Annotated in this window: 14 protein-coding genes, 3 tRNA genes and 1 pseudogene; 12 read left to right on the forward strand and 6 right to left on the reverse strand. The window is 36.1% G+C overall.

All coding sequences use genetic code 11. The annotated features are described in order from the left end of the window. Window positions 1–65 precede the first annotated feature (65 nt). Both secD and ACFIMQ_RS05195 read right to left on the reverse strand, forming a co-directional pair. The gene (secD, locus tag ACFIMQ_RS05190) at window positions 66–2,579 is read right to left on the reverse strand and encodes a protein translocase subunit SecD (RefSeq protein ID WP_375616718.1); all 2,514 of its coding nucleotides are present in this window, start codon (window positions 2,577–2,579) and stop codon (window positions 66–68) included. 91 nt (window positions 2,580–2,670) lie between these two features. Next, window positions 2,671–3,048, reverse strand: coding sequence for a hypothetical protein (locus ACFIMQ_RS05195; protein ID WP_375616719.1), 378 nt, complete (start codon window positions 3,046–3,048; stop codon window positions 2,671–2,673). A 179-nt stretch (window positions 3,049–3,227) separates the two neighbouring features. On the opposite strand from ACFIMQ_RS05195, the gene ACFIMQ_RS05200 reads away from it, so the two are divergent. The 3 genes from ACFIMQ_RS05200 to ACFIMQ_RS05210 all read left to right on the forward strand — a co-directional run bounded on the left by ACFIMQ_RS05200 (window position 3,228) and on the right by ACFIMQ_RS05210 (window position 7,398). Further along, complete coding sequence (locus ACFIMQ_RS05200; RefSeq protein ID WP_375703535.1) at window positions 3,228–5,603, forward strand: mechanosensitive ion channel family protein; 2,376 nt, start codon at window positions 3,228–3,230, stop codon at window positions 5,601–5,603. Then, window positions 5,597–5,869: a hypothetical protein gene (locus ACFIMQ_RS05205; RefSeq protein ID WP_375616721.1), complete on the forward strand. Its 273-nt coding sequence runs from the start codon at window positions 5,597–5,599 to the stop codon at window positions 5,867–5,869. Before ACFIMQ_RS05200 ends, ACFIMQ_RS05205 begins: the two co-directional genes overlap by 7 nt. Before the next feature lie 578 nt (window positions 5,870–6,447). Continuing rightward, entirely contained in the window at window positions 6,448–7,398 is a 951-nt protein-coding gene (locus ACFIMQ_RS05210) for an outer membrane protein (protein WP_375703536.1), read from the forward strand. A gap of 300 nt (window positions 7,399–7,698) precedes the next feature. Here the strand turns inward: ACFIMQ_RS05210 and ACFIMQ_RS05215 are convergent. After that, a tRNA-Leu gene (locus tag ACFIMQ_RS05215) sits at window positions 7,699–7,784 on the reverse strand. A 147-nt stretch (window positions 7,785–7,931) separates the two neighbouring features. Here ACFIMQ_RS05215 and ilvA point away from each other — a divergent pair. From ilvA to ACFIMQ_RS05230, 3 genes are all read left to right on the forward strand, one after another. After that, window positions 7,932–9,209 carry a threonine ammonia-lyase IlvA gene (ilvA, locus tag ACFIMQ_RS05220; protein WP_375616871.1) on the forward strand — a complete coding sequence of 426 codons (1,278 nt, stop codon included), beginning with the start codon at window positions 7,932–7,934 and terminating at the stop codon, window positions 9,207–9,209. A gap of 35 nt (window positions 9,210–9,244) precedes the next feature. Beyond that, window positions 9,245–9,775: a hypothetical protein gene (locus ACFIMQ_RS05225; RefSeq protein ID WP_375616883.1), complete on the forward strand. Its 531-nt coding sequence runs from the start codon at window positions 9,245–9,247 to the stop codon at window positions 9,773–9,775. Between the two features lie 290 nt (window positions 9,776–10,065). Beyond that, a complete protein-coding gene (locus tag ACFIMQ_RS05230) occupies window positions 10,066–11,448 on the forward strand; it encodes a DEAD/DEAH box helicase (RefSeq protein WP_375703537.1) in 1,383 nt (460 codons plus the stop codon). 1,391 nt (window positions 11,449–12,839) lie between these two features. Here the strand turns inward: ACFIMQ_RS05230 and ACFIMQ_RS05235 are convergent. After that, window positions 12,840–12,914 (reverse strand) — tRNA-Asn (locus ACFIMQ_RS05235). Between the two features lie 189 nt (window positions 12,915–13,103). Here ACFIMQ_RS05235 and ACFIMQ_RS05240 point away from each other — a divergent pair. The 6 genes and pseudogenes from ACFIMQ_RS05240 to ACFIMQ_RS05265 all read left to right on the forward strand — a co-directional run. Further along, window positions 13,104–13,177: transfer RNA gene (locus tag ACFIMQ_RS05240), tRNA-Cys, on the forward strand. Between the two features lie 221 nt (window positions 13,178–13,398). Continuing rightward, window positions 13,399–14,073 (forward strand): protein-L-isoaspartate O-methyltransferase, encoded by a 675-nt coding sequence (locus ACFIMQ_RS05245; RefSeq protein ID WP_375703538.1) that lies wholly within the window; start codon window positions 13,399–13,401, stop codon window positions 14,071–14,073. Window positions 14,074–14,181: 108 nt separating this feature from the next. Then, entirely contained in the window at window positions 14,182–15,432 is a 1,251-nt protein-coding gene (locus tag ACFIMQ_RS05250) for a TolC family outer membrane protein (protein ID WP_375703543.1), read from the forward strand. Window positions 15,433–15,677: 245 nt separating this feature from the next. Next, complete coding sequence (locus ACFIMQ_RS05255; protein ID WP_375616874.1) at window positions 15,678–16,244, forward strand: DUF2497 domain-containing protein; 567 nt, start codon at window positions 15,678–15,680, stop codon at window positions 16,242–16,244. A 152-nt stretch (window positions 16,245–16,396) separates the two neighbouring features. Continuing rightward, on the forward strand, window positions 16,397–19,120 hold the full coding sequence (locus ACFIMQ_RS05260) for a valine--tRNA ligase (RefSeq protein ID WP_375703539.1): 2,724 nt from the start codon (window positions 16,397–16,399) through the stop codon (window positions 19,118–19,120). A gap of 742 nt (window positions 19,121–19,862) precedes the next feature. Then, window positions 19,863–20,648: pseudogene (locus ACFIMQ_RS05265) on the forward strand (tetratricopeptide repeat protein); the annotation flags it as partial. Between the two features lie 106 nt (window positions 20,649–20,754). Here the strand turns inward: ACFIMQ_RS05265 and ACFIMQ_RS05270 are convergent. Both ACFIMQ_RS05270 and ACFIMQ_RS05275 read right to left on the reverse strand, forming a co-directional pair. Then, window positions 20,755–21,501, reverse strand: coding sequence for an amino acid ABC transporter ATP-binding protein (locus ACFIMQ_RS05270; protein WP_375703540.1), 747 nt, complete (start codon window positions 21,499–21,501; stop codon window positions 20,755–20,757). 10 nt (window positions 21,502–21,511) lie between these two features. After that, a complete protein-coding gene (locus tag ACFIMQ_RS05275; protein WP_375616877.1) occupies window positions 21,512–22,228 on the reverse strand; it encodes an amino acid ABC transporter permease in 717 nt (238 codons plus the stop codon). Between the last annotated feature and the right edge of the window lies 1 nt (window position 22,229).

Consider the following 22,229-nt stretch of genomic DNA (forward strand, 5'->3'; position numbering starts at 1 on the left):
GAATGAAAATGACTATATTTCTATGAGAAGAGAAGTGTGATGTATCATATGTATTAAAGGCATTCTCATTTCACTTTAATATTGGCACGATTATTTCGTTTATGCCACCAATTTCCTAGCAGGAGTAAAATAGGAGCAGCAATAAAAATAGAGGATGATGTTGCAATAATAATTCCAAAGACCATGGGTAAGGCAAAATTATGAACAGCATTTCCACCCCATATCGCCATGGGAAGCATAGCAAGAATCGTTGTAGTTGATGTAAAAAGACACCGTACAAGAACCTGATTAATTGACATATCAATCAGTTCGCGCAAAGGCATTTTTTTATAAAGACGCATATTTTCACGCATCCTATCATAGACGACAACCTTATCATTTATGGAATATCCAACAATTGTTAAGAGCGCAGCAATGGCTGTTAAATTAAAATCAAATTGAAATAAAGCAAAAAAGCCAATCATTTTTGTGGTGTCTAGAATGAGTGTGACAATGGCTCCAATGGCAAAGAACCATTCGAAGCGGAACCATATGTAGAAAGACATGGCAATAGCCGCAAGAATAACGGCAGTAAAAGCAGCTGTGGCAAGCTCACCTGAAATTTTGGGGCCAACAACTTCTATTTGATCGAATATGGTATCGGGGTAGATATTTTGTACAACTGTTTTGACCTTATCAATGGCGATGGTTTGTTGTGCTTCGCTACCACTTTGTTTCTGCATGCGAATTAATACGCTGTTTTCGTTATCAATATTTTGCAAGGTAATTTCACCAATATTAAGAGTAGAAAGCTTAGAACGCAGAGTGGCTAAGTCTGCTGGTGTTTTCGTGGTAATACTCATTTGGCTTCCGCCAATGAAATCAATTCCGAAATTTAAGCCAGGCTTAAAAAAGAGAAAAACTGAAGCCATTGATAAAACAATTGAGACGCCAATACCAATGAAGCGCGCTTTCATAAAGTGGAAAGTTGTGTTTTGTGGGAGAATGTTGAAAGCAGAATGAATATGCAGTTTTTTAATTTTCCATTTACGAACAATCCAAATCATGATGATGCGGACAATGGTGATATTTGTAAACATGGAGATAATAATACCAAGCAACATTGTTACAGCAAAACCACGAACTGGACCTGTGCCAAACCAAAATAGTAAAACAGTGGCTATAATGGCTGTAACATTTGCATCAACAATGGTTGCAAAAGCTTGTTTAAATCCACGATCTAGAGCTGCAAAAGCACTCACGCCTTTTCGACTTTCTTCACGAATACGTTCATTGATGAGAATATTGGCATCAACGGCAATACCGATGCCTAAGATAATACCAGCAATACCGGGCAGCGTAAGCGTAGCTCCAAGGAGGCTTAGTGCAGCAAATGTTAAAATCGTATGGAGGGCTAGTGCTATATTCGCAATAAGTCCCCAAATGCGGTAGAGAAGAAAAATAAAAATTGCAACGAGAATAAAGCCAATTATGCCGGTATAAAGTCCCATTTGGATGGCATCAGCGCCAAGATTTGGACCTACGGTTCTTTCTTCAATGACGGTGAGTGGTGCGGGGAGGGAACCAGCGCGGAGCAGAGCAGCCAGAGTTGAGGCTTCTTTGGGGTCAAAGTTTCCTGTAATTTGACCTTGTCCATTGGGAATAACACTATTGATGGTAGGAGCGGTTAAAACCTTATTATCAAGAACAATGGCAAAAGGACGGTTAATATTTTGTCGTGTTATATCGGCAAATATTTTTGCACCAACCGAATCTAGAGTAAATGAAATCATAGAACGTCCTGGCAATTGTGGGTCAAAGCCAGCACGGGCATCTTTCAGGACATTTCCATCTAAAGCAATTTGATCATAAATTGCATAGCGTTGCGTTTCATCAGTATATCCAGGAAGAATCGAAACACCTATCGGTGGATTATTGGGATCCACATTAGAAGGAACAAGATGAAAACTCATTTTGGCAGTTGTTCCTAAAAGATCACGTAATTGTTTTGGATCTTGTAAACCAGGCAATTGGACCATAATACGGTCATTTCCGACCTTTTGGATGGCTGGTTCTGAAACACCAACTTGATCTATACGGCGCCGGATGATTTCTAAGCTTTGTTCAATAGCATTGCTTATACGGTCTTTTATACCAGCTTCCGTTAATGTGATACGAAACATTTCATTTTGAGCACTGATCGTGATGTTATGTTCTGTCGTACCAAAGCTACTGTGTATGGGGGTTATTAATGTTTTCAAAGCAGAGAGTGCTTTTTCAGTTTGTGAGGGATCAGAAATAAGCGCGACAACGCTATCTTCAACGATACGCACATTTGATGTACGGATTTGTTTTTCACGCAATACATTGCGCACATTGCTTAAAACGATGTGTAATTGATCGCGTTTTAACGTTTTGCTATCAACCTCGAGCAGAAGAGAAGAGCCTCCTTGAAGATCAAGACCAAGTGCCACACGGGTATTGGGTAAAAATTTCGAGTTGTTAACTTGTTCGTGTGAAAATAAATTGGGTAAAGCAACATAAATGCTGCTTAAAAGGATAAAGCAATAAAGGGTAGTTAACCAACCAGGTGTACGCATGATATATTCCGCTAATAGGCAATCTAACAGTTATTCAAAGTTAAAAGCACAAATAAAATAAGGTAATCTTTTTATAATTCAAGGAAGAGGATTAGGTGTGTTCATTGGGAGGAGCGCGTTTATTTGAGAAATATTGTGTTTGAAAGTTACAAGGTTGTGTGACAATAGCTGGAATCTTTATTAAAAAGAAATCCAGTGTTAGGATTGTTTGAAAGGTCCTAATAAAAATAGATTCTGTATGGAGTGGTGCAGTTTTTTTGTTTTCAGTTGTGGTAACATTCACCTGATCACACTTATGATGTAAATCAAATCTATTCGTTTTAATGACATTATTGGTGTGTGATTGTTTGATTAAATAAGCGCGCGTTTCTAGGTTGCTCGTCAAGAATACACCTAAACTGGATAGAAAAATCCAGGTTGTCAAAGGAAAAAAATCTTCTTTTTTGCAATAAAGGTGCAAAAAAAACATACTAGAGTGCCTTCTTTAATCTTATTAAGCTCAGCTTATTTATCATTCTTTTATCTTATTATCAGTATTATAGGATAAGGGAAAGCTTTTATAAGATTATTCTATAAAAGTTGAAAATATCTTCCTTGTACTATATCTAAAGGAGAAGATAAAATCCTTTTTGTGCATCTAAGGTATATATGTATTCGTTTTGTAAAAAAAATATCCACAAACTTTTCCTTCTTTTAGCGATTATTGTTGCTTTAAATTCTGGTGCATGGGGAAATAAGGAGGACCAAAATACAATTGTCGAACAAACAATAGCTTCTTATTCAGTTGATGAAATTATTCAACAGCAACAATTGATTATTAAGACTCTTGAAGAAGATACTAAAGCTTTAAAAAGGGACTTTGACAGAAAATCAGAAGATGAACGTGCTTTGGAAGAACTGCGATTACGGGCCCAAGATATCAGTAAGCGTGCTTTTGAGGCAGCATTTGTTTTGCGTTCTCCTCTTAATGAGATTAATGCACTTCTTGATCAATTAACCGAGCTCTATCATGACGTAAAAAAACTGAAAAGTTCAGTGAAGGAATACTCTTACTTGATAGAGCAAAAAGCTAAAATTAATAGTATCATGCTTCAATTTGAAGCGTTTTTTTTGGCGACGAATAGAATAGCTGAACTTTCTATCTCTCAATCTCGTGAGCTTTTTAAACATACACTTACCTACAGGCTTGAGTTTTCGATCCCGATGGTTAAGCATCTTGCCCAAAAAACAAAAGAGGCTTCATCAGATTTTCTGTTGTTGTTAGATTCTTGGTGTAATTTTATATTTTATTTCAAGTTATTAGAACTATTTCTTTCCTTTTTAATTCCACTTTTTATTACGTTTGGTCTCTCATATTTTTCTCATAAAGTTCTTGTTCATGTGTATTGCCACTTTACGAAGTCTAATGAGGAAATATCGTATTTACAGCGCTTATTAATCGCCTTTATTTCAGTTCTCTTACCTTCACTTATCTGTATTTTTTGTGTTTATCTTGTGTTGTTTTTATTTCGTAGTTTTAACTTAGATCCAGGTAAGCTTACGACAGTTTTTGATATGATCGGTTGTCAAATTATTTTAGTGTTTTTAATTAATCGATTAGCGGTTGTTCTTTTCTCATCGAATAGGCCCCATGTGCGCCTTCTCAATATTGCACCATCGTCTGCTTCTCAATTGGTGATTTTGCTCACTTCTTTAGGGGGTGTTTTGGCATTTGATGCTGTTCTTGATAGTATTTATCAAATCATTTCAGCTCCTATATCTTTGACAATTGCTAAAAGTTTTATTGCTGTTTTTCTTGTAGCGATATTACTGTTTATAATATCATTTGTACCTGCGCGGTTTAGACGTAGGAATTTTCAAGAAGAAAAAAAAGAACCGTATTTTTGGCCATTTTATATACGCATTCCTCTTATTGGTTTGGGATTATTGCTGCTTGTGTTGAATTTTTTAGGTTATGTTGGTCTCGCACGTTTTATTATGCAGCAGATTATGATTGGTGGAGCATTTTTAGTGCTCATGTATTTAGGAATACAAAGCGCTCAAGCACTTGGAACTAAAGGTCAATTTATGAAAACAACAGTTGGTCATCTTTTGATGCAGAGGTTTCATTTAGAAGAAAAAACGATGAATCAATTGGGAATTGTTGTGAGCGTTTTTCTCAATTTATTTGTTGTGGTATTTTGTGCAATGCCCATTGCTGTACGGTTTGGATTTTCCTATTCTGATTTGAAAGTAGTGTTGTGGCAATTGGTTACCGGTTTTCAGATTGGAAATATTACTCTTTCTTTGGTTTCTCTTGTAACAGGAATTATTTCTTTTTGTGTCTGCTGGTTTCTTATTCGCCGATTTATTGGTTGGTTAGATAATGTGGTGTTGGACCATGGAGAATTTGATTCTGGTGTACGTAATTCTATTAAAACAGTTATAAGTTATGGTGGCGTTGTGGTGTCTGCTTTGATAGGATTGTCAATGGCAGGTTTGGATCTTAGAAATTTTGCTCTTATTGCTGGAGGACTTTCACTTGGCATCGGTTTTGGTTTGCAGAATATTGTCCAAAACTTTGTCTCTGGACTTATTATTTTAGTTGGAAGACCATTTAAAATAGGAGACTATATAGAATCTGGATCAGTAGGTGGTGTTGTTAAGCGTATTAGTGTGCGTGCAACGGAGCTTGAGACAATTCAGCGTAAGACGATTATTATCCCCAATTCAAGCCTTATTAATAATAATGTGAGTAATTGGACTAGACGTAATAAAGTAGGACGAATTGATATTCCAGTTACTGTATCATCTAAGGTTGCGCCAGAGCATGTTGCTGAAATTTTATTAGAGATTGCTTCTGCGACAGAAGGAGTTTTAAAAAATCCTATCCCACAGGTGAGTTTTACTGCATTTGATTGTAAGAATTTTTCCTTTAATTTGGCTATTTATGTGCCTAATATTACCTCATCTTCTCATATAACCAATGCTCTTCGATTTGACTTATATAAGCGTTTTGCTGAGGAAGGAATCTTAGAATGCTGAAATGTATTTATGCTTTTATTACCGTTATTTTGTTGAATATTTTTACCATAACAGCTTTTGCCGCAACAGTGAAAAATACTGATTTAAAGATACACTCTTTCATTGTTGTTGAAGGAAGTGTACCTTTAAAAATTTCTTTAAATACGCATCAAACAATTACAATTTGTATGAAAGGATGTTTTATAACTTTTCCTAATAAAGACCGTTTTGCAATAAAAGCAGATGATAATATAGAAATCAGTAGGGGAAGAGCAATTTTTAAATAAAGTGATTGAGGACTTTTTTGAGATAATCTCTAGAAAGATAACGATATTGCGCGTATTAATAATCTCATACTTTAAAAGTGGTAGTATGATTTCAGTGTAAGATAGATGTATTTTTTATATACGTAGAATATACATTATTCATTTTATATATAAGCATATAGAGGTATTTCTATACTATTTTATAGTTATAATATTTTTAATAAATATCAATATGCTAAAAATAATTACATCATTTCAGAATTTTTTTTCATGAAAAAATGCTTTGAAATATTCTATTTTATGATTTTTATGCGGTAATTTGGATAAAAAAGGTATTACATTTTCTCATTTTTAAAAATATAATAGATATTTTTATTAAAGATTTATCATTTAAAGTATTCATTATTATAATATTTTAATAGTTGTTAAAATTTATTTGATAAAATTCAATTTTGATGTAATGATGTATTTAGTAGTGATAGATTTAAATGTAAATGTAAAGGAGTTCATGCGGTTTTTTGGTATAAAATTTTATAAAACTTTGTTTTTCTAAATGTGATTTTTAATTATATTTAAATTTAGCAATGGGGTATAATTTTATGAATACAAAATTTATAACAGCATCTGTTTTTTCTTTGGTTTCATCTTCTATAGTACAGGCTGCAGATGTCATAGTTCCTGAAGAGTCAGTACATGTTGCTTCAGAAGTTGCTTCTTCTTCACTTTTTTCTTGGTCGGGTTTTTATTTTGGGGGGCAAGGTGGTGGCTTTTCAAGTAAAATTTCTGCAAAAACGCGTGATGTTAATATTCCTCTCTATCCTGATGAGGAGAGTAAAAGTAAACCATGGGTACCCGTCGAGAAACAGTATATGCCTGAGCTTTCTGGCTTCGTAGGTGGCCTTTATGCGGGTGTTAATTTTGATCTTGGTAATAATTTTATCGTGGGGATTGATACGGATATCCTTTTAACGGAAAAAAAGGATACAAAAACAAAATTTCATGCTGATGAATCGAGTGCTGGTGGTTCGGGTCCTGGAGGAACTAGTACTGAAGGAACTGATACTGGTACTGGAACTGATGCTGGTACTGAAGAAAATGGTAAAAAGAAAGAAAGTTATAAAAGGGCACAGTTTGACGAAGGGCAGGGGTCTAGCTTTTCTCGCTCTGGTACAGAGACTACAGAAGAAAAGGATAGCTTAACTTTTAATCATACTTTTAAACAAAAATGGACTGGAGCCACAAGGGTGCGTGTTGGGTTTTCTGCTCATCGAGTGATGCCTTATATTGCTGGCGGTATCGCTTATGGACAATTTCAAGATGTTTTGTCGACAGTCATGACGGGATCTGAACCTTTTAATAGGACATCGGATGCTACAAAAATGATGATTGGTTACACTCTGGGTGGTGGTGTTGATTTTGCAATGACAGATAATCTTGTTTTACGTGCGGAATATCGTTACTCAGATTTTGGTAAAAAGAAATTTAAAGACGAGATTGAAGTTAAGTATAAGACGAATGATTTTCGTGCAGGAATAGCTTACAAATTCTAGTTTTTGTAGGAATAAATTCGGCTTAGGAGTTTAAGAGGTCCTATCTTTGGTAGGGCCTTTATTATAGTGGGAAAGAAATCTTTAACTTTGAATGATTCTAAAGAGTTATTCAGATTCTTTATTGTTTAGAATGTAACTCTTTAGTTTATAAAGTATGGTTGAAATATTTGTTTGCAAAGAAGGAATGATTCGTCTTTTATATCATTACAGTTTCATCTGATAATATTGTTATAGAGTTACAAATAATAAACTTAAAGATAGTTTTCTAAACATTAGAAAATAAAGAGAATTTGCATGAATTGGTGCGGACGGCGGGACTTGAACCCGCAAGGTCTTCGACCGGCAGATTTTAAGTCTGCTATGTTTACCGTTTTCATCACGTCCGCGATGTGAGTTCTCTCATAAGCTATATCTTTTATTGAATCAAGAATTAATGACAAAAGAAACATTTTTCATTTTTTTAGTGAAATTTTGACTGACAATAGTTTCCTTTATCGATAGAAAAAGCTTTTATAATGTAAATAAAGTATGAAATGATTAGTGTTATGAGTCAATTTATTCAAGACGTCACAAAAGCTATGGTGGGATTGCATCACGTGTTTGCTGAAACACCACTTCAAAGAAATGATTTTCTTAGTCAAAAGTATGACGCAGAAATTTATTTAAAGCGTGAAGATTTAACACCGGTGCGGTCTTATAAGATTCGTGGTGCTTTCAATTTTGTTTCAGAAATGCTTAGCTGTATATCACCAGATTCTGCATTTGTTTGCGCTTCAGCGGGGAATCACGCGCAAGGGGTTTCATTTGTTTGTCGTTATTTTAAACGTAAAGGCGTGATTTTCATGCCTATGACAACGCCACAACAAAAAATTGAAAAAACACGTATTTTTGGTAAAGAATTCATTGATATTCGTTTGATTGGTGAAACATTTGATCAATGTTATGAAGCTGCGCAATCCTTTGTCGTGGAGAGCGGTGGTGTAATGGCTCCACCTTTCGATGATATTCGCATTATTACAGGGCAGGCAACAGTGCTTTGTGAAGCTGCTTTACAATGGAAAAAACTCAATGGAGAAAGTGAGCCAGATTTGATGATTGTGCCGGTAGGGGGTGGTGGTTTGGCAAGTGGAGTGAGCAAGTTTTTACATGAATATGGTTGGAAAACAAAGCTTCGTTTTGTTGAGCCGCAAAGAGCTGCAAGTTTGCTTGCTTGTTTGGAGAGTGGAAAACGCGTCAAGCTTGAAAGCATTGACACTTTTGTAGATGGGGCTGCTGTGGCTGAAATTGGTGCACTAAACTATACAATTCTAAAGCAATTTCCCCCTGATTCTGTCATTACGGTTCCTGAAAACCGCGTTTGTTCTACGATGGTTGAAATGCTTAATGTTGAAGGTGTGGTTCTTGAACCGGCTGGAGCTTTATCGATTGATGCGCTTAACAGTATTCCTCCTCAAGAGTTAAAGGGGAAAAAAATTCTTCTCGTTATTTCAGGAGGTAATTTTGATTTTGAGCGTTTGCCAGAAATTAAAGAGCGTTCTTTACGTTTCCAAGGGTTGAGAAAATATTTTATTTTTAGTTTTCCGCAACATCCTGGTGCATTGCGTCATTTTCTTTCCACATTATCACCAGATGATGATATCGTGCGTTTTGAATATCTTAAAAAATCAGCGAGAAACTTTGGTTCTGTATTGGTTGCGATTGAAACAAAAAAATACAGTAATTTTTGTCTTTTAGAGGAAAAATTTCAAACGTTAGGTTGGCGTTATCGTGATATTACTGATGATCAAACGTTATTTGATTTTGTTATTTGAGAAACTGAAATTTTACTAAAACAAGAAGTATAATGATGAAACCTATTTTTTATTCGGTGCTGAGTCTATTTTTCTTTTTGATTGTTAATCAACAGAGTTTAGCATCTCAGCCAACAATAGTACAAAAAGCTGAACTTTCAAGAGTCGTTGTTGATGTCAATAATGCTATAAAAAATGGGGATTTTATGCCTATTTCTCGTTATATGCCTGAGCGGCTTTATAAAGAGATGGCACATCGATTGAATACAACAGAGAGTGCTTTACGTAGTGATTTTCTTCAACAGCTGCATAGGAAATTTGAGGGGGTGCCTTCTGGTGCTTATTATTTAGATAAAGAAAATATAGAGTATTTACAAACTGATAACGGTACTTTGTATGCTTTAATTCCAACAGTTCTTGAGATGAAAGATCGCATCATTCAATATAAAACTTTGGCGATTTTTGATAAAAACCAATGGTATTTAATTTATGGCGGTCAAAAAACTTTACAAAATCCAGTTTTTCTCGAGATTTATCCTGATTTTATCAAGGTACATTTACCGATGGACACAATCATTAAAAAATAAACGATCTAAATATTGTTTTTATTCATGATAAATGTATTTCGTAAAGTTCTTGCTTTTTTATCATAATCCAAAGATAATAGGGATGAAGGCATTTAGGCTGGTTTGTTGGCTTTTTGTAAAGTGAAGTTTATACGCCTTTATCTTGATTTCAAGGTGTTCATGAGTTGCGCAAGCCGCTTTTTAGGCGTTGCTTCATTTAAAATGTCAGGGATTTCTCTTGCGCGGATTCTTGAGTGGAAAGTTCAGCTGGTTACTTGTTTTAAGTTTTTCAGCTGAGGAGAGATTTTATTTTGCCTATAAAAGAAGAAAATGTTTTTACAAAGTTAGGTTTGCCTACTCTTTTGATTAAAAATTTACTCATTGCTGGGATGAGTAAACCTAAGCCTATACAAGAACAAGCTATTCCAGTGATGTTGAAAGGACACGATATTTTAGGTGTTGCTCAGACAGGCTCTGGAAAAACCTTGGCATTTGGTTTACCTATTTTAAGTCAGATTTTGGCTTTGGGTGATAAACGCTGCCCTAAAACTGCACGTGCTTTGATTTTAGCTCCAACGCGTGAACTTGCTGTTCAGATTGATGAAACGATTCGCACTGCGGCGAAAGGAGCACATCTTTCAACATGTCTTATTTTTGGGGGCGTATCACGTTTAAAACAAATTAAACGTATGGAAGCAGGTGTGGATGTTTTGATAGCGACTCCAGGGCGTTTGAGAGATCTTGTTCGTGAAAAATGTGTTGATCTTTCTCAAACGCGTTTTTTAATTTTGGATGAAGCAGATCGTATGTTGGATATGGGATTTATTCATGATGTCCAGCAAATTGCAAAGCTTTTGCATCAAGAACGTCAGACAGCACTTTTTTCTGCGACAATGCCAAAAGAAATTGCTGCGCTTGCAAAGTGTTTACTCAATGATCCGATTAAAATCGAAGTTGTTCCTCAAGGAACTACCGCTGCGGAGATTCATCAAAAATTATATTGCATCCCTACGAGTGAAAAAAAGGATACTTTAAGTAAACTTTTGACAAATCCAGATTTTGCTTCGGTTATTGTTTTTACTCGAACGAAACATGGGGCTGATGCTGTCACACGTAGTTTAGCAAAGATCGGATATTTAGTTGCAACAATTCATGGGAATAAATCACAAGGCGCTCGCCAATCTGCTTTAAAAGCTTTTCGTGAAAAATCGGTGCAGATCCTTGTTGCAACAGATATTGCAGCACGCGGTATTGATATACCAGGGATAAGCCACGTTATTAATTATGACTTACCAGATGAAGCTGAGAGTTATGTGCATCGCATTGGTCGTACAGGACGCAATGGTGCATCTGGTGAAGCTATTACGCTTTTTGATGAAAGGGTAGAAACGGTTCGGTTGCGTGCTGTAGAGCGTTTGATTCGTATGAAATTGGTGTCTGAATCTGTTCCAGAACAATTTGCAGCATTTCCAGAAAAACTAATTGAGCCAGAAAGTGAAGAAAAGGAAAACAATAAAGAACGCCGTTTTAAAAAATCTAAACGTCAGAAACGGTTTTTAGGTCGAAAAGATGATGCTGCACAGTTGCAACGGAAGAATTCTTCACCTCAAAATGAGAGGCATCAAAAAACAAAAGCGGTAGCAAAGCGTGCAAAGACTTTTCGTTTTCGGAAATCAGTTAAGAAGGCTGCTTAGATAAAGTCTTGAAAAAAGATCATATACAGGAGATTTTTTACTTTTGTTGATTTATTCTCAATTGAAAAGAGCTATAAAATACTCTTGTTAAAGTAAGAAAACTTCTAGCTGGTTGGATTTATTTAAAAATCTTTAAAAAATCATTATTGTAGAGGCAATTATTTATTTGCTTTATTCCCATTTTTTAAAATGGGAATAAAAGTAGATTTTATTTATATAAAATTATTTTTATATAGGATGTGTTTTATCTTTAATGATGACTTTTAACTTTAAAAGTTGATGTCTAATAATAACTTACTGTTTTATATATTAAATAGTTCATTATATCGTAAATTTTTTTCATTTTGAAGCTATTTATGCGGATCAATCAAAAGTATTCACTTGCACGTTATATGTGAAATTATCGTATAGATAAACATTTGAAAAAATAAATAAAATGATTCTTATTAACTCTTTCAAAGGCAACGGGTATTGCTGAGATTGAGAGTTGGAAAATAGTATGATGGTATGGCTTTTATTATAAATAAAGATGGGGCTGATCAATCGATTTCATTTTATACCATTTACGGGAGTCAATGTGAAAGAGTCCTGGGGGATTTAAGAGATATCTCTTTAAAAAAGCGTGTGACTGCATAATACAATAGCGAGAATGTCATGATTTCTGAAGACTTTCTCAGGATTCTTAACAATTTAGCTCGTTATCTTGGTTTTACTGTAAAACACTATTATTTGGGGGATATAAAGCCTATAAGACTTTATGTATTAAATATTTTATGACAGTGTGATGAACAAAGCAAGGTTGTTTGTAAAGCGTTGAAGTGGTTAGCAGGAGGAACAATCTGTTAGATAAGACGCCGGAGTGTTTACAGACTCGTTTTATGTTTTTTGCTTTTAGGATGGGGAAGAAGTTATGTGGGGTGTAGAGTGATATATATGATCTCGATTGTTGTTCTTACATTTTTCAAAATGATTATTTTATGAGCAGGTTTTTGAGCTTAATTGCTTTATTGAGTACAAATCATTTTTAAGTTAGAAGAAAAAATCATACGAAACTTTTTTATTATTAATTTAGTTTTACAGTTTTCTCTCACGAAAGAAATTGTGATTTATAATGCGCAAACAGTTACAGTGTTCTCTGACAGAGTTACAATAGTTTGATAAAAATCCTGTTGGCTATTTTTAAATTAATCAATAAGAAAAAACTTGTACAATAGCTATTTTATTTAAAATGAATTAATCATTTTTCGCATCTACTGCAAAAAAAATTATCCTCATAGTATATTGTATCTCTATTCAATTGCGGAAATCCTATTCCCTCACTTTTACTTGAGGATCCCTCATGTTTAAAAATGTGAATAGAAACAATTTGCTATATGGAATAAGAAAAGAAATGGCTCCCCGGGCCGGATTCGAACCAGCGACCAACCGGTTAACAGCCGGTTGCTCTACCGCTGAGCTACCGGGGAACGATGCTCAATCACTTACTAAAGAGCCTATAGCAAAGCAATTCTGATTTGCAAAGGATAAAATTACTTTTTTTAAAAAAATATGGTAAATTGTGTAATAAGAGGAAAAAAGACAAGAGAAGATTTCTACACCTTGACGGATGCGTTGCCTTCCCTTATTGAGACCTTTATATTTATATTTGTTGATGAGGCCTCGTGGCGGAATGGTTACGCAGAGGACTGCAAATCCTTGTATCCCGGTTCGATTCCGGGCGAGGCCTCCAGCCGATTTTAAACAAAAACGGCTTTTAGGGGAGATTAAGGCATAGGAAAATAGATTTTCCCTCTATAGTTGTGGTATCACTTTTGTATGAGAGGTCGTACAGGGAAAATCTGGTTGTTGACTGTAACATCCTTTCTAGTAACATTTATAGTTTCAGGGATCTTCGTTTCTCATTGTCGTTGTTTTGTTTGTTTTTTTGTAGGTTAGGAGAAAATAGTCGTTATGATTGCAGATTTTGCTGAGCTTCGTCGCAAAATGGTTGACAATCAAATTCGTACAGTCGATGTAACGGATTTATCGGTTCTTAAAGCGTTTTTAACGGTATCTCGTGAAGATTTTGTCCCGGAAGAGATGAAAGTATTAAGCTATCTTGATACCGATATTGTTTTATGTTCAGAGCAAGACGGAAATTCTGCACGCTATTTGATGAAGCCTGCATCTCTAGCGAAATTACTACAGCTTGCTGCTGTAAAATCATCAGATGTTGTTTTAGATGTTGGTGCAAATAGTGGTTATTGTGCGGCTTTGCTTTCAAAACTTGCAGGCTCTGTGATTGCGTTGGAAAGTAATAAATCTCTTTTTGAACGTGCTCTTGAAGCTTTAGAACGGAATCAATGTGACAATGTGCTTGTGATTCATGGTCCATTAGAGCAGGGATATGCCGTTGAGGGACCTTATGATGTGGTTTTTGTTGAGGGAACTGTCGATTTTATTCCACAAGGTATTTTTGATCAGATGAAAAACAGTGGACGTCTTGTTGTGGTTGAAGGATATGGAAATGCTGCTGTTGCACGAATCTATATAAAAGAAGATGGAATCATTTCGGCACGTTGTGCTTTTAATCTTGCTGTAAAACCTCTTCCTTGTTTTTTAAAAACACCTGGTTTTGTATTTTAGAGCTTGTTTGTTCGGTGAATAAAAGATAATTTCGTAATTTATTTGGGGTATGTTGTTGTGTGTATTGTGTTAAAAATAAACAAGAAGTTTCAGGCATGTTTGTTGTTGGTGTTGAGTGTTTTTTTATCAGAGACTGTTTGTGCTGAAACATTGATGGATGCCTTTTCTAAGGCTTATAAACACAATGCTAAGTTGAATAGTGAACGTGCAGCTGTGCGTATATCCAGAGAGGATGTTGTTATTGCGCGATCGGGGTTGTTGCCACAAGTTGAAGGAGTTGGCAGCTATGGGCGAAATAAATCTTTTACAGGCCCTTATGTGACTTCTGGATCTATAGGTGTAAGATTAAATCAAAGATTATTTGACGGTTTTATCACGCAAAATATCTTTTCTTCAGCCCAAGTTAAGTTGCAGGCTCAACGTGAGTATCTTCGTAATGCTGAACAAAATACGTTTCTGGAAACTGTGACGGCTTATGCTAATGTCTATCAGGCACGTCGTGTTGCCGATCTTCGGAGAGAAAATTTGGCAGCTCTTGAAGAGCAAGTTCGTTCCGATAAAGCAAAATTTGATGTGGGTGAAGGAGGCCGTGTTGATCTTGCTCAAGCTCAAGCTGCGCGTTCCGTGGCAGTTTCAGAGCTGAGTCTTGCTCGTGCTGATGTAAAAGCAGCCGAGGCAGTGTATCGACAAGTTATCGGTTCTGATCCTGAAAAGTTACAGCGCCCACCGGTAGCCAAAGATTTTCCCGCCAATCTTGATATGGCTTACCAAATGAGTGTTGCGATGCATCCAGCTATCCTTTATGCTAAATATTTAGTCGATGCGAGTGTTTACAATGTAAAGGCGAAAGAAGGAGCGTTGCTCCCAAAAGTTGATTTTTCTGCGGCTGCGTCTTATAATCGAATTTACAGCGGTGTTGGAGAGGATGGCATTTCTAAATCAATAGGATTGTCAGTAAGTGTCCCAATCTTTGAAGGGGGGCGTACATCTGCACAGATTCGCCAATCGAGGGAACAGCTTGGACAGGCGCAGCTTCAACTTGATTTGGCGCATAGCAGTACGAGACAAGCACTTACTTCTGCTTGGTTTCAGTTGGAGGGCGCACGCTCATCTGTTGTTGCTTACCGTGAAAGTGTTCGTGCTGCTGAAATTGCTCTGAAAGGTCGTGTTCAAGAAAATCGCGTAGGGCAGGCAACGACATTGGATGTTTTAAATTCTCGTACTCAATTGATTAATGCTCAAATTGCGCTTGCAATGGCAGAGCGTAATGCTGTGGTGGCGAGCTATAGTGTTCAATCTTCTATTGGTAAATTGACTGCAAGTTATTTAGGTTTAAAAACAATTCAATATATCCGATAATACATAAAAGTATCTCTTTGAATCTTAAATTATTTTAGTTTTTAAAGATGAGTTTATCAAGAGTTGGGTGTGTTAAAAATAGAGCAGAAATATGTTATTTTTTAGTGCAGAAAATTGTGTGCAGCGCCCTCTTTATGACAAGCATATTTGAAAATATCATGAGAGGTATGTTGATCTTATGATTCTTTTGCATACACTGAAAATATGATTCTATTTGTTGTTGCGTCTTTGAGAGGTTGTAAAGTATGGTACAGAGTTCAAGCGTGTTACGTGAGCCAAGTATGGATGAAATTTTAACATCTATTCGTGAAATAATCGAAGAAAATGCGGTTCAATCTGATCACTTTTTAAATGAAGATGTTGCAGTCAATGCTTCGGAAGAGCGTTCAGAAGGTGCATTAGAAGGTGTTTATGATACAACCTTATCGGTTGATGATGCTATGAAAGCTTTAGCTGATCGTATTGGTCTTTCTTCTGAAAATCAAGGGGGGAGAATAATGCAAGAGAAAGAGAGTATAGAGGCAGAAAATAATGCAGTTGGTATGGATGTGCAAAAGATGAAGCTTTCTTCTGAGGAACGGAATTCTGTTTATAAAGCAAGAGAATATGAAGATGAAATAAAGAAACCACAGTCAGAAGATGGAGGAGTTGGTCGAGTGGAATTGTCTGCGTATTGTATTTCTTCCGCAGAAAAGATTGCAAAGGATGTATTGCGTCCGGCTATAGCTGAATGGTTACAGTCTAAATTGCCTGTTTTGCTGGAAGATATTTTACGTGAAGAGATTGTGAAGGCCATTAAGAAATCATCTTAATTATTTTCTTTACATTATTTTTTATGTTTTTCATTTTATGAGAACTTTGTTTGTGGTTTTGCAAGCTGTCTAGTAAATGGGATAGGTTTGCGGGATTCTGATTGGGTTTTGTTCATATATTGTGTTTTTCAGCGGCGTTATGGATGGATAGAATGTTAGAAAAAAACTATGATGCTGCTTCCATAGAGAAACGGGTTGCAAAAAGATGGGAGACTCGTGGGGCTTTTAAAGCAGGAGCGGGTTCTAAAAGTGGTGCAGAACCTTTTTGCGTTATGCTTCCACCCCCGAATGTTACCGGCTCACTTCATATGGGGCATGCACTCAATACGACAATTCAAGATATAATGGTTAGATTTCAGCGGATGCGTGGCAGGAATGTGTTGTGGCAGCCTGGTATGGATCATGCTGGGATTGCTACACAAATGGTTGTAGAGCGCCAACTTGCAGAACGCCAAGAACCAACGCGTCAAGAAATGGGAAGAGAAAAGTTTATTGAGCGTATTTGGAAATGGCGTTATGAAACTGGAGGCATTATTGCAAACCAATTGCGCCGTCTTGGCGTTTCATGTGATTGGTCGCGTGAACGGTTTACAATGGACGAGGGGTTATCGCAAGCTGTTCGTGAAGTTTTTGTCACGCTTTATAAGCAAGGGTTGATATATAGGGATAAGCGCCTCGTCAATTGGGATCCTAAATTGTTAACGGCTATTTCAGATCTTGAAGTTGAGCAAAAAGAAGTTCAAGGGTATTTGTGGCACTTTAGATATCCACTTGAGGGTAAAACTTTTGATCCAAATGATGCGACAACTTTTATAACAGTGGCGACAACACGACCAGAAACAATGCTTGGTGATACAGGAATTGCTGTTAATCCTGAAGATGAGCGTTATAAAAATCTTATCGGTAAAAATGCTCTTTTGCCGCTTGTTGGTCGTCGGTTATTAATTGTTGGTGATATGCATGCTGATCCTGAGGCTGGAAGTGGTGCTGTAAAAATCACACCAGCCCATGACTTTAATGACTTTGAAGTAGGACAGCGTAATCATTTACGCTTGATCAATATTTTTACCCCAAAAGCCGAGATTTTTCTCCGTGAGAATGAAGCATTTTTTGATGGTTTGATATTATCAGATGAATTAGAAATGTTAGTAGAAAGTTTCGATAAATCTGATCGTTTTGTTGCGCGCCAGAAGATTGTTGCTTTGATGAAAGAACAGGGATATTTGGCTTCTGTTGATGATCATCCCCATATGGTTCCTCATGGAGATCGCAGTGGTGTTCCTATTGAGCCTTTTTTGACAGATCAATGGTATGTTCATGCTGCTGAATTAGCAAAGCCAGCGATAGAGGCTGTTCAACAAGGAAAAACGCAGTTCGTTCCCGATAACTGGAAAAAGACCTACTTCAATTGGATGCAAAATATTCAACCTTGGTGCATTTCTCGCCAATTATGGTGGGGACATCAGATTCCTGCTTGGTATGGACCTGATGGAACGGTTTTTGTTGAAAAAAGTGAAGAAGAGGCTTTAGATTCAGCTGTTGCTCATTATGGTGAGGTGGTTGAATTAATCCGTGATCCGGATGTTTTAGATACTTGGTTTTCATCAGCTCTTTGGCCTTTTTCAACATTAGGATGGCCCAATAAAACGACTGAGTTGTCTACTTTTTATCCAACATCTTTATGCGTGACAGGGTTTGATATTATTTTTTTCTGGGTTGCTCGTATGATGATGATGGGACTTCACTTTATGGGTGATGTTCCTTTCCCAACGGTTTATGTGCACGCTCTGGTACGGGATCAAAAGGGTGCAAAGATGTCAAAATCTAAGGGAAATATTATCGATCCCTTAGAGCTTGTTGATCAGTATAGTGCTGATGCACTTCGTTTTACTTTGGCTATTATGGCAGCACAAGGTCGTGATGTAAAACTTGATGTTTCCCGTATTGCTGGTTATCGTAATTTTGCTACGAAATTGTGGAATGCTACCCGATTTGCACAGATGAATGGTGTGAAGCATGATCCAGCTTTTAAACCAGAACAAGCAAAACTGGCGCTTAATCGTTGGATTTTAACGGAGCTCTCTAAAACGATTTCAGCAGTGACAATTGGCATTGAACACTATAAATTTAATGAGTCTGCCGCTACACTTTATCGTTTCATTTGGAATACACTCTGTGATTGGTATTTGGAACTTCTCAAACCTATTTTTCAGGGGGAAAATGAAGATGCTAAAAATGAGGCTCAAGCTTGTACTGCTTGGGTTTTAGATGAAGTTTATAAACTTCTTCATCCTTTTATGCCGTATATGACGGAAGAGTTGTGGTCTCTTACAGAAACGCAAGCCATCAAGCGTGAGGATATGCTCGCATTGACAAAATGGCCAGAGGAAACATTTACAGATGAAGAGGCTGCAGCTGATATTAATTGGCTTATTGATGTTGTCACTGGGATTCGATCTGTACGTTTTGAAATGAATATTCCAGCGGCTATACAAGCGCCTCTTGTTGTTGTCGAAGGAGGGGAATTAACGCGAGAGCGTGTGCAGCGTTATGATACACTTATTAAAAAGTTAGCGCGTATTGAAATCATCCATTTCTCTGATAAAGTTCCAGAAGTATCGGCACAAATAATTTTGGGAGAAGCCGTTTTTTGTTTGCCCTTAGGACAGTTGATTGATTTGGAAGCTGAACGTGTTCGTTTGAGGAAGGATATGAGTAAAATTGAACAGGATATTGAAAAAATATCGCTTAAGTTAAATAATCCAAAATTTATAGCAAATGCCAAAGCAGAAATTGTTGAAAGTGAACGGAACAGGGTTGTAGAACTGCGCGCTGCACAGAAGAAAGTATCTGTTGCTTTAGAGCGGTTGGGTTGATTTCAACTTTTTGTTTTTTGGATACATGATTTCATATCATGAGGGATGGGAGAGATTTGCTTTAAAAAAATTCTTTTGTTCGTTTTTCGTAAGTGCGATCATGAAATTTCTATAGAGATCCGTCTTTATGTTTCTTCTATTCATTCTGTAAAACACCATAGTTTAGGGTAGCAATATAAGGCATATAAAATTACACATGTGGTATTTTTTGTTATATATAGCGCTGCGTATTCTGAGGTAGCGCTTGTGTGTAAAGTTTATGAAGTAAATCCATGTGAAATGATGTCAGGAGGAATCCGTTAGACAAGAAGCTGGATTGTTTACAGATTGATGGTGATGAGGAAGTCGTGAAATTATAAATTAATTATCATCAGTATATTCATCCATGTTTAGCGTTGTTTTTTGTACGCTTACTATTCATCATGTATTTTCTTTGTTCTCAAGCTGCTGTTCAATGCGCATGTTATTTTATTGAACGATTTTTATTCATTCGTATAAATTTTTAAAGATAAATAAATCTTATAAGGAAGTGTTATAAAATATAGAATGATGATTTATATTTAAAAATCAATTTGTTGTATATAAAATGGGGGCTTAACTTTACCAAACTCTTTGGATAATTATCATTTATTTGTCTTTTCTTTTAAAATTTTTGCTTTAAAATCTTTCATGTTTCTTACTAAAAAGAAGAGTTTAAATATCTACAAAGAAATTTGTAACAGATATAACAATTAAAATTGAGATAGGGGGAAATGGTCAAAGGCTTCAGATATGGAAAAAAGCCGCGATTGTTGTGACGTGAGGGGGATTTTTTTCTACTGTTTATGCAGTAGATGTTAATAGCTTGCAAGAAGCCAATGATAGTTCGTTTTATTTTTTGAAACGTGGCATGTCTGCTTATAAAATGGGTATATCAATCAAGTTATTCCAGCACTCCGTTGTGCTGCTAAGAGGGGCCATATATCGGTGAGAATTGGAAACTTAGCTCTATCTATGCAAATGGTGATGGTGTTCCTAAAGATGATTACAAGGCATATCATTTTTTTGCATATATCGTTGAAAAAGGTACAGATCTTGCTTCAGAAGATGAAAGTTATGTTTCTGATGCATTGGTTAAACTTGCGGGATATATAAAAGATATTCCTCAATCACCTTCATCCTTCTTATGCTGTTCGTCTTTATATGCGGGCTGCGGTGAATTATAGAAATCCTAAAGCTCAATATCATTTAGGAAAAATATTTTTAAAGGGAGAGGGAAGGGAGAAAAATCCTATACAAGCCACGATGGTTTCAACTCTCAGAAAAAAAAGGAAATCCTTCTGTTTAAACAATGCTTGGAAATATGTTGCTTCAAGAAGGAAAAATAATTCTCGGGATAGCAATGCTAACTGCAGCCTATGAAAAAACTAACGTAAAAAACAGAAACTGGACTCACCCTTTGCAAGAGCAGGTTTTTTCTCTTTGTAATAAATTTGAAAGATGTACAGCAATGCCACTTGTTTCTGATATTTTAAAAAATAACAGTTTTTTAATATCTGATTGTAATATTTTTTACATTCTCCCATCTGATATTAAACGCCATCTTTTTATGTCCAAGTTCATAGTAGAGATAGCTTTTTGTTATAATATAATGGTTAATGACTTAGGATCTTAGACAAAAATTCTTGCGTTCTCGGTTTTCTTGCTTGCGGATCAGAAAAGAACTCTTTAGATGAACAGTCTTCAAGAATTGTTCCTTGATCTATGAAAATAACACGCTCCGAGACTTTTTGTGCAAATCCCATTTCATGGGTTACACAAATCATCGTCATACCTTCTTCTGCTAAGCTAATCATGACATCGAGTACTTCACCTACCATTTCAGGATCTAGAGCAGATGTTGGTTCATCAAAAAGCATGACAAGTGGATCCATAGTTAAGGCACGTGCAATAGCAACCCGTTGTTGTTGCCCTCCAGAAAGTTGACCAGGATATTTATCTTTGTGTTCAATGAGTCCAACGCGTTCAAGATATAACAATCCACGTTCAAGTGCTTCTTTTTTGCTTCGTTTTAGGACTTTGATTTGTGCAATTGTCAAATTTTCTGTGACAGATAAATGGGGGAAAAGCTCGAAGTGTTGAAATACCATTCCTACCTGACTTCGCAATTTAGGCAGATTCGTTTGTTTTGAATGAACTGGTATTCCATTAATCCAAATTTCACCTTTTTGAAAAGGGACTAGAGCATTAATGGTTTTAATGAGTGTTGATTTTCCTGATCCTGATGGCCCACAAACGACAACAACTTCTCCTTTATTAATGTTGGTTGTACAGCTTTTAAGAACTTGAACTTCGCCATACCAGTTAGAAACATTTTTTATTTCGATCATATTAGTAGACATTTTTTCCCCGTTAGCGGATAATAGACACTTTTTTTTGTAAATACAAAACGATTTGTGACAGCGTAAAACAGATAACAAAATAGAAAATAGCTGCTAAGATATAAGCTTCTTGCTTTACACCAAAATTATTAGCAGCAATATCAAAGCCATTCAAAAGGCTATGACCACTGATGGCATAAACAAGGGTTGTATCCTGAAAAAGAATAATGACTTGTGTTAAAAAGACTGGAAGCATATCTCTAAAAGCTTGAGGAAGAATGACAATGTACATACTTTGCCAATATGTCATTCCAAGAGCTTTCCCCGCATATTTTTGTCCTTGCGAAACTGAATTTATGCCAGCACGCATAATTTCAGCGAAATAAGCAGTTTCAAATGCGGTAAAGGTAATGAGTGCTGATTTATTTGCACCGATGGATGTCCCCGTTAAAAAAGGCAGAAGTACGAAAAACCATAAGATAACCATCACAAGGGGTATTGAACGCATAGCTGTTATGTAAACGATTGCAACCCAAGAAAGAAGCTTTATGGAAGAAAGGCGCATCATTGCTAAAAGCGTACCGAAAATAAACCCCAATACTGTTGCAAAAAGAGTTAGAAAAACGCTAAAAAGTAAACCTGATAAAATGTAAGAACGAAATACATCAAAGGTAAAAAAGGAAAAATCAAAATCAGAAAAATTGAAAGGAAAATAAAGTCCAAACTGAGAGCTTATAAAATTTATCATA

Source organism: Bartonella sp. AD13SXNS (genome assembly GCF_042196465.1).
Classification (GTDB): Bacteria; Pseudomonadota; Alphaproteobacteria; order Rhizobiales; family Rhizobiaceae; genus Bartonella.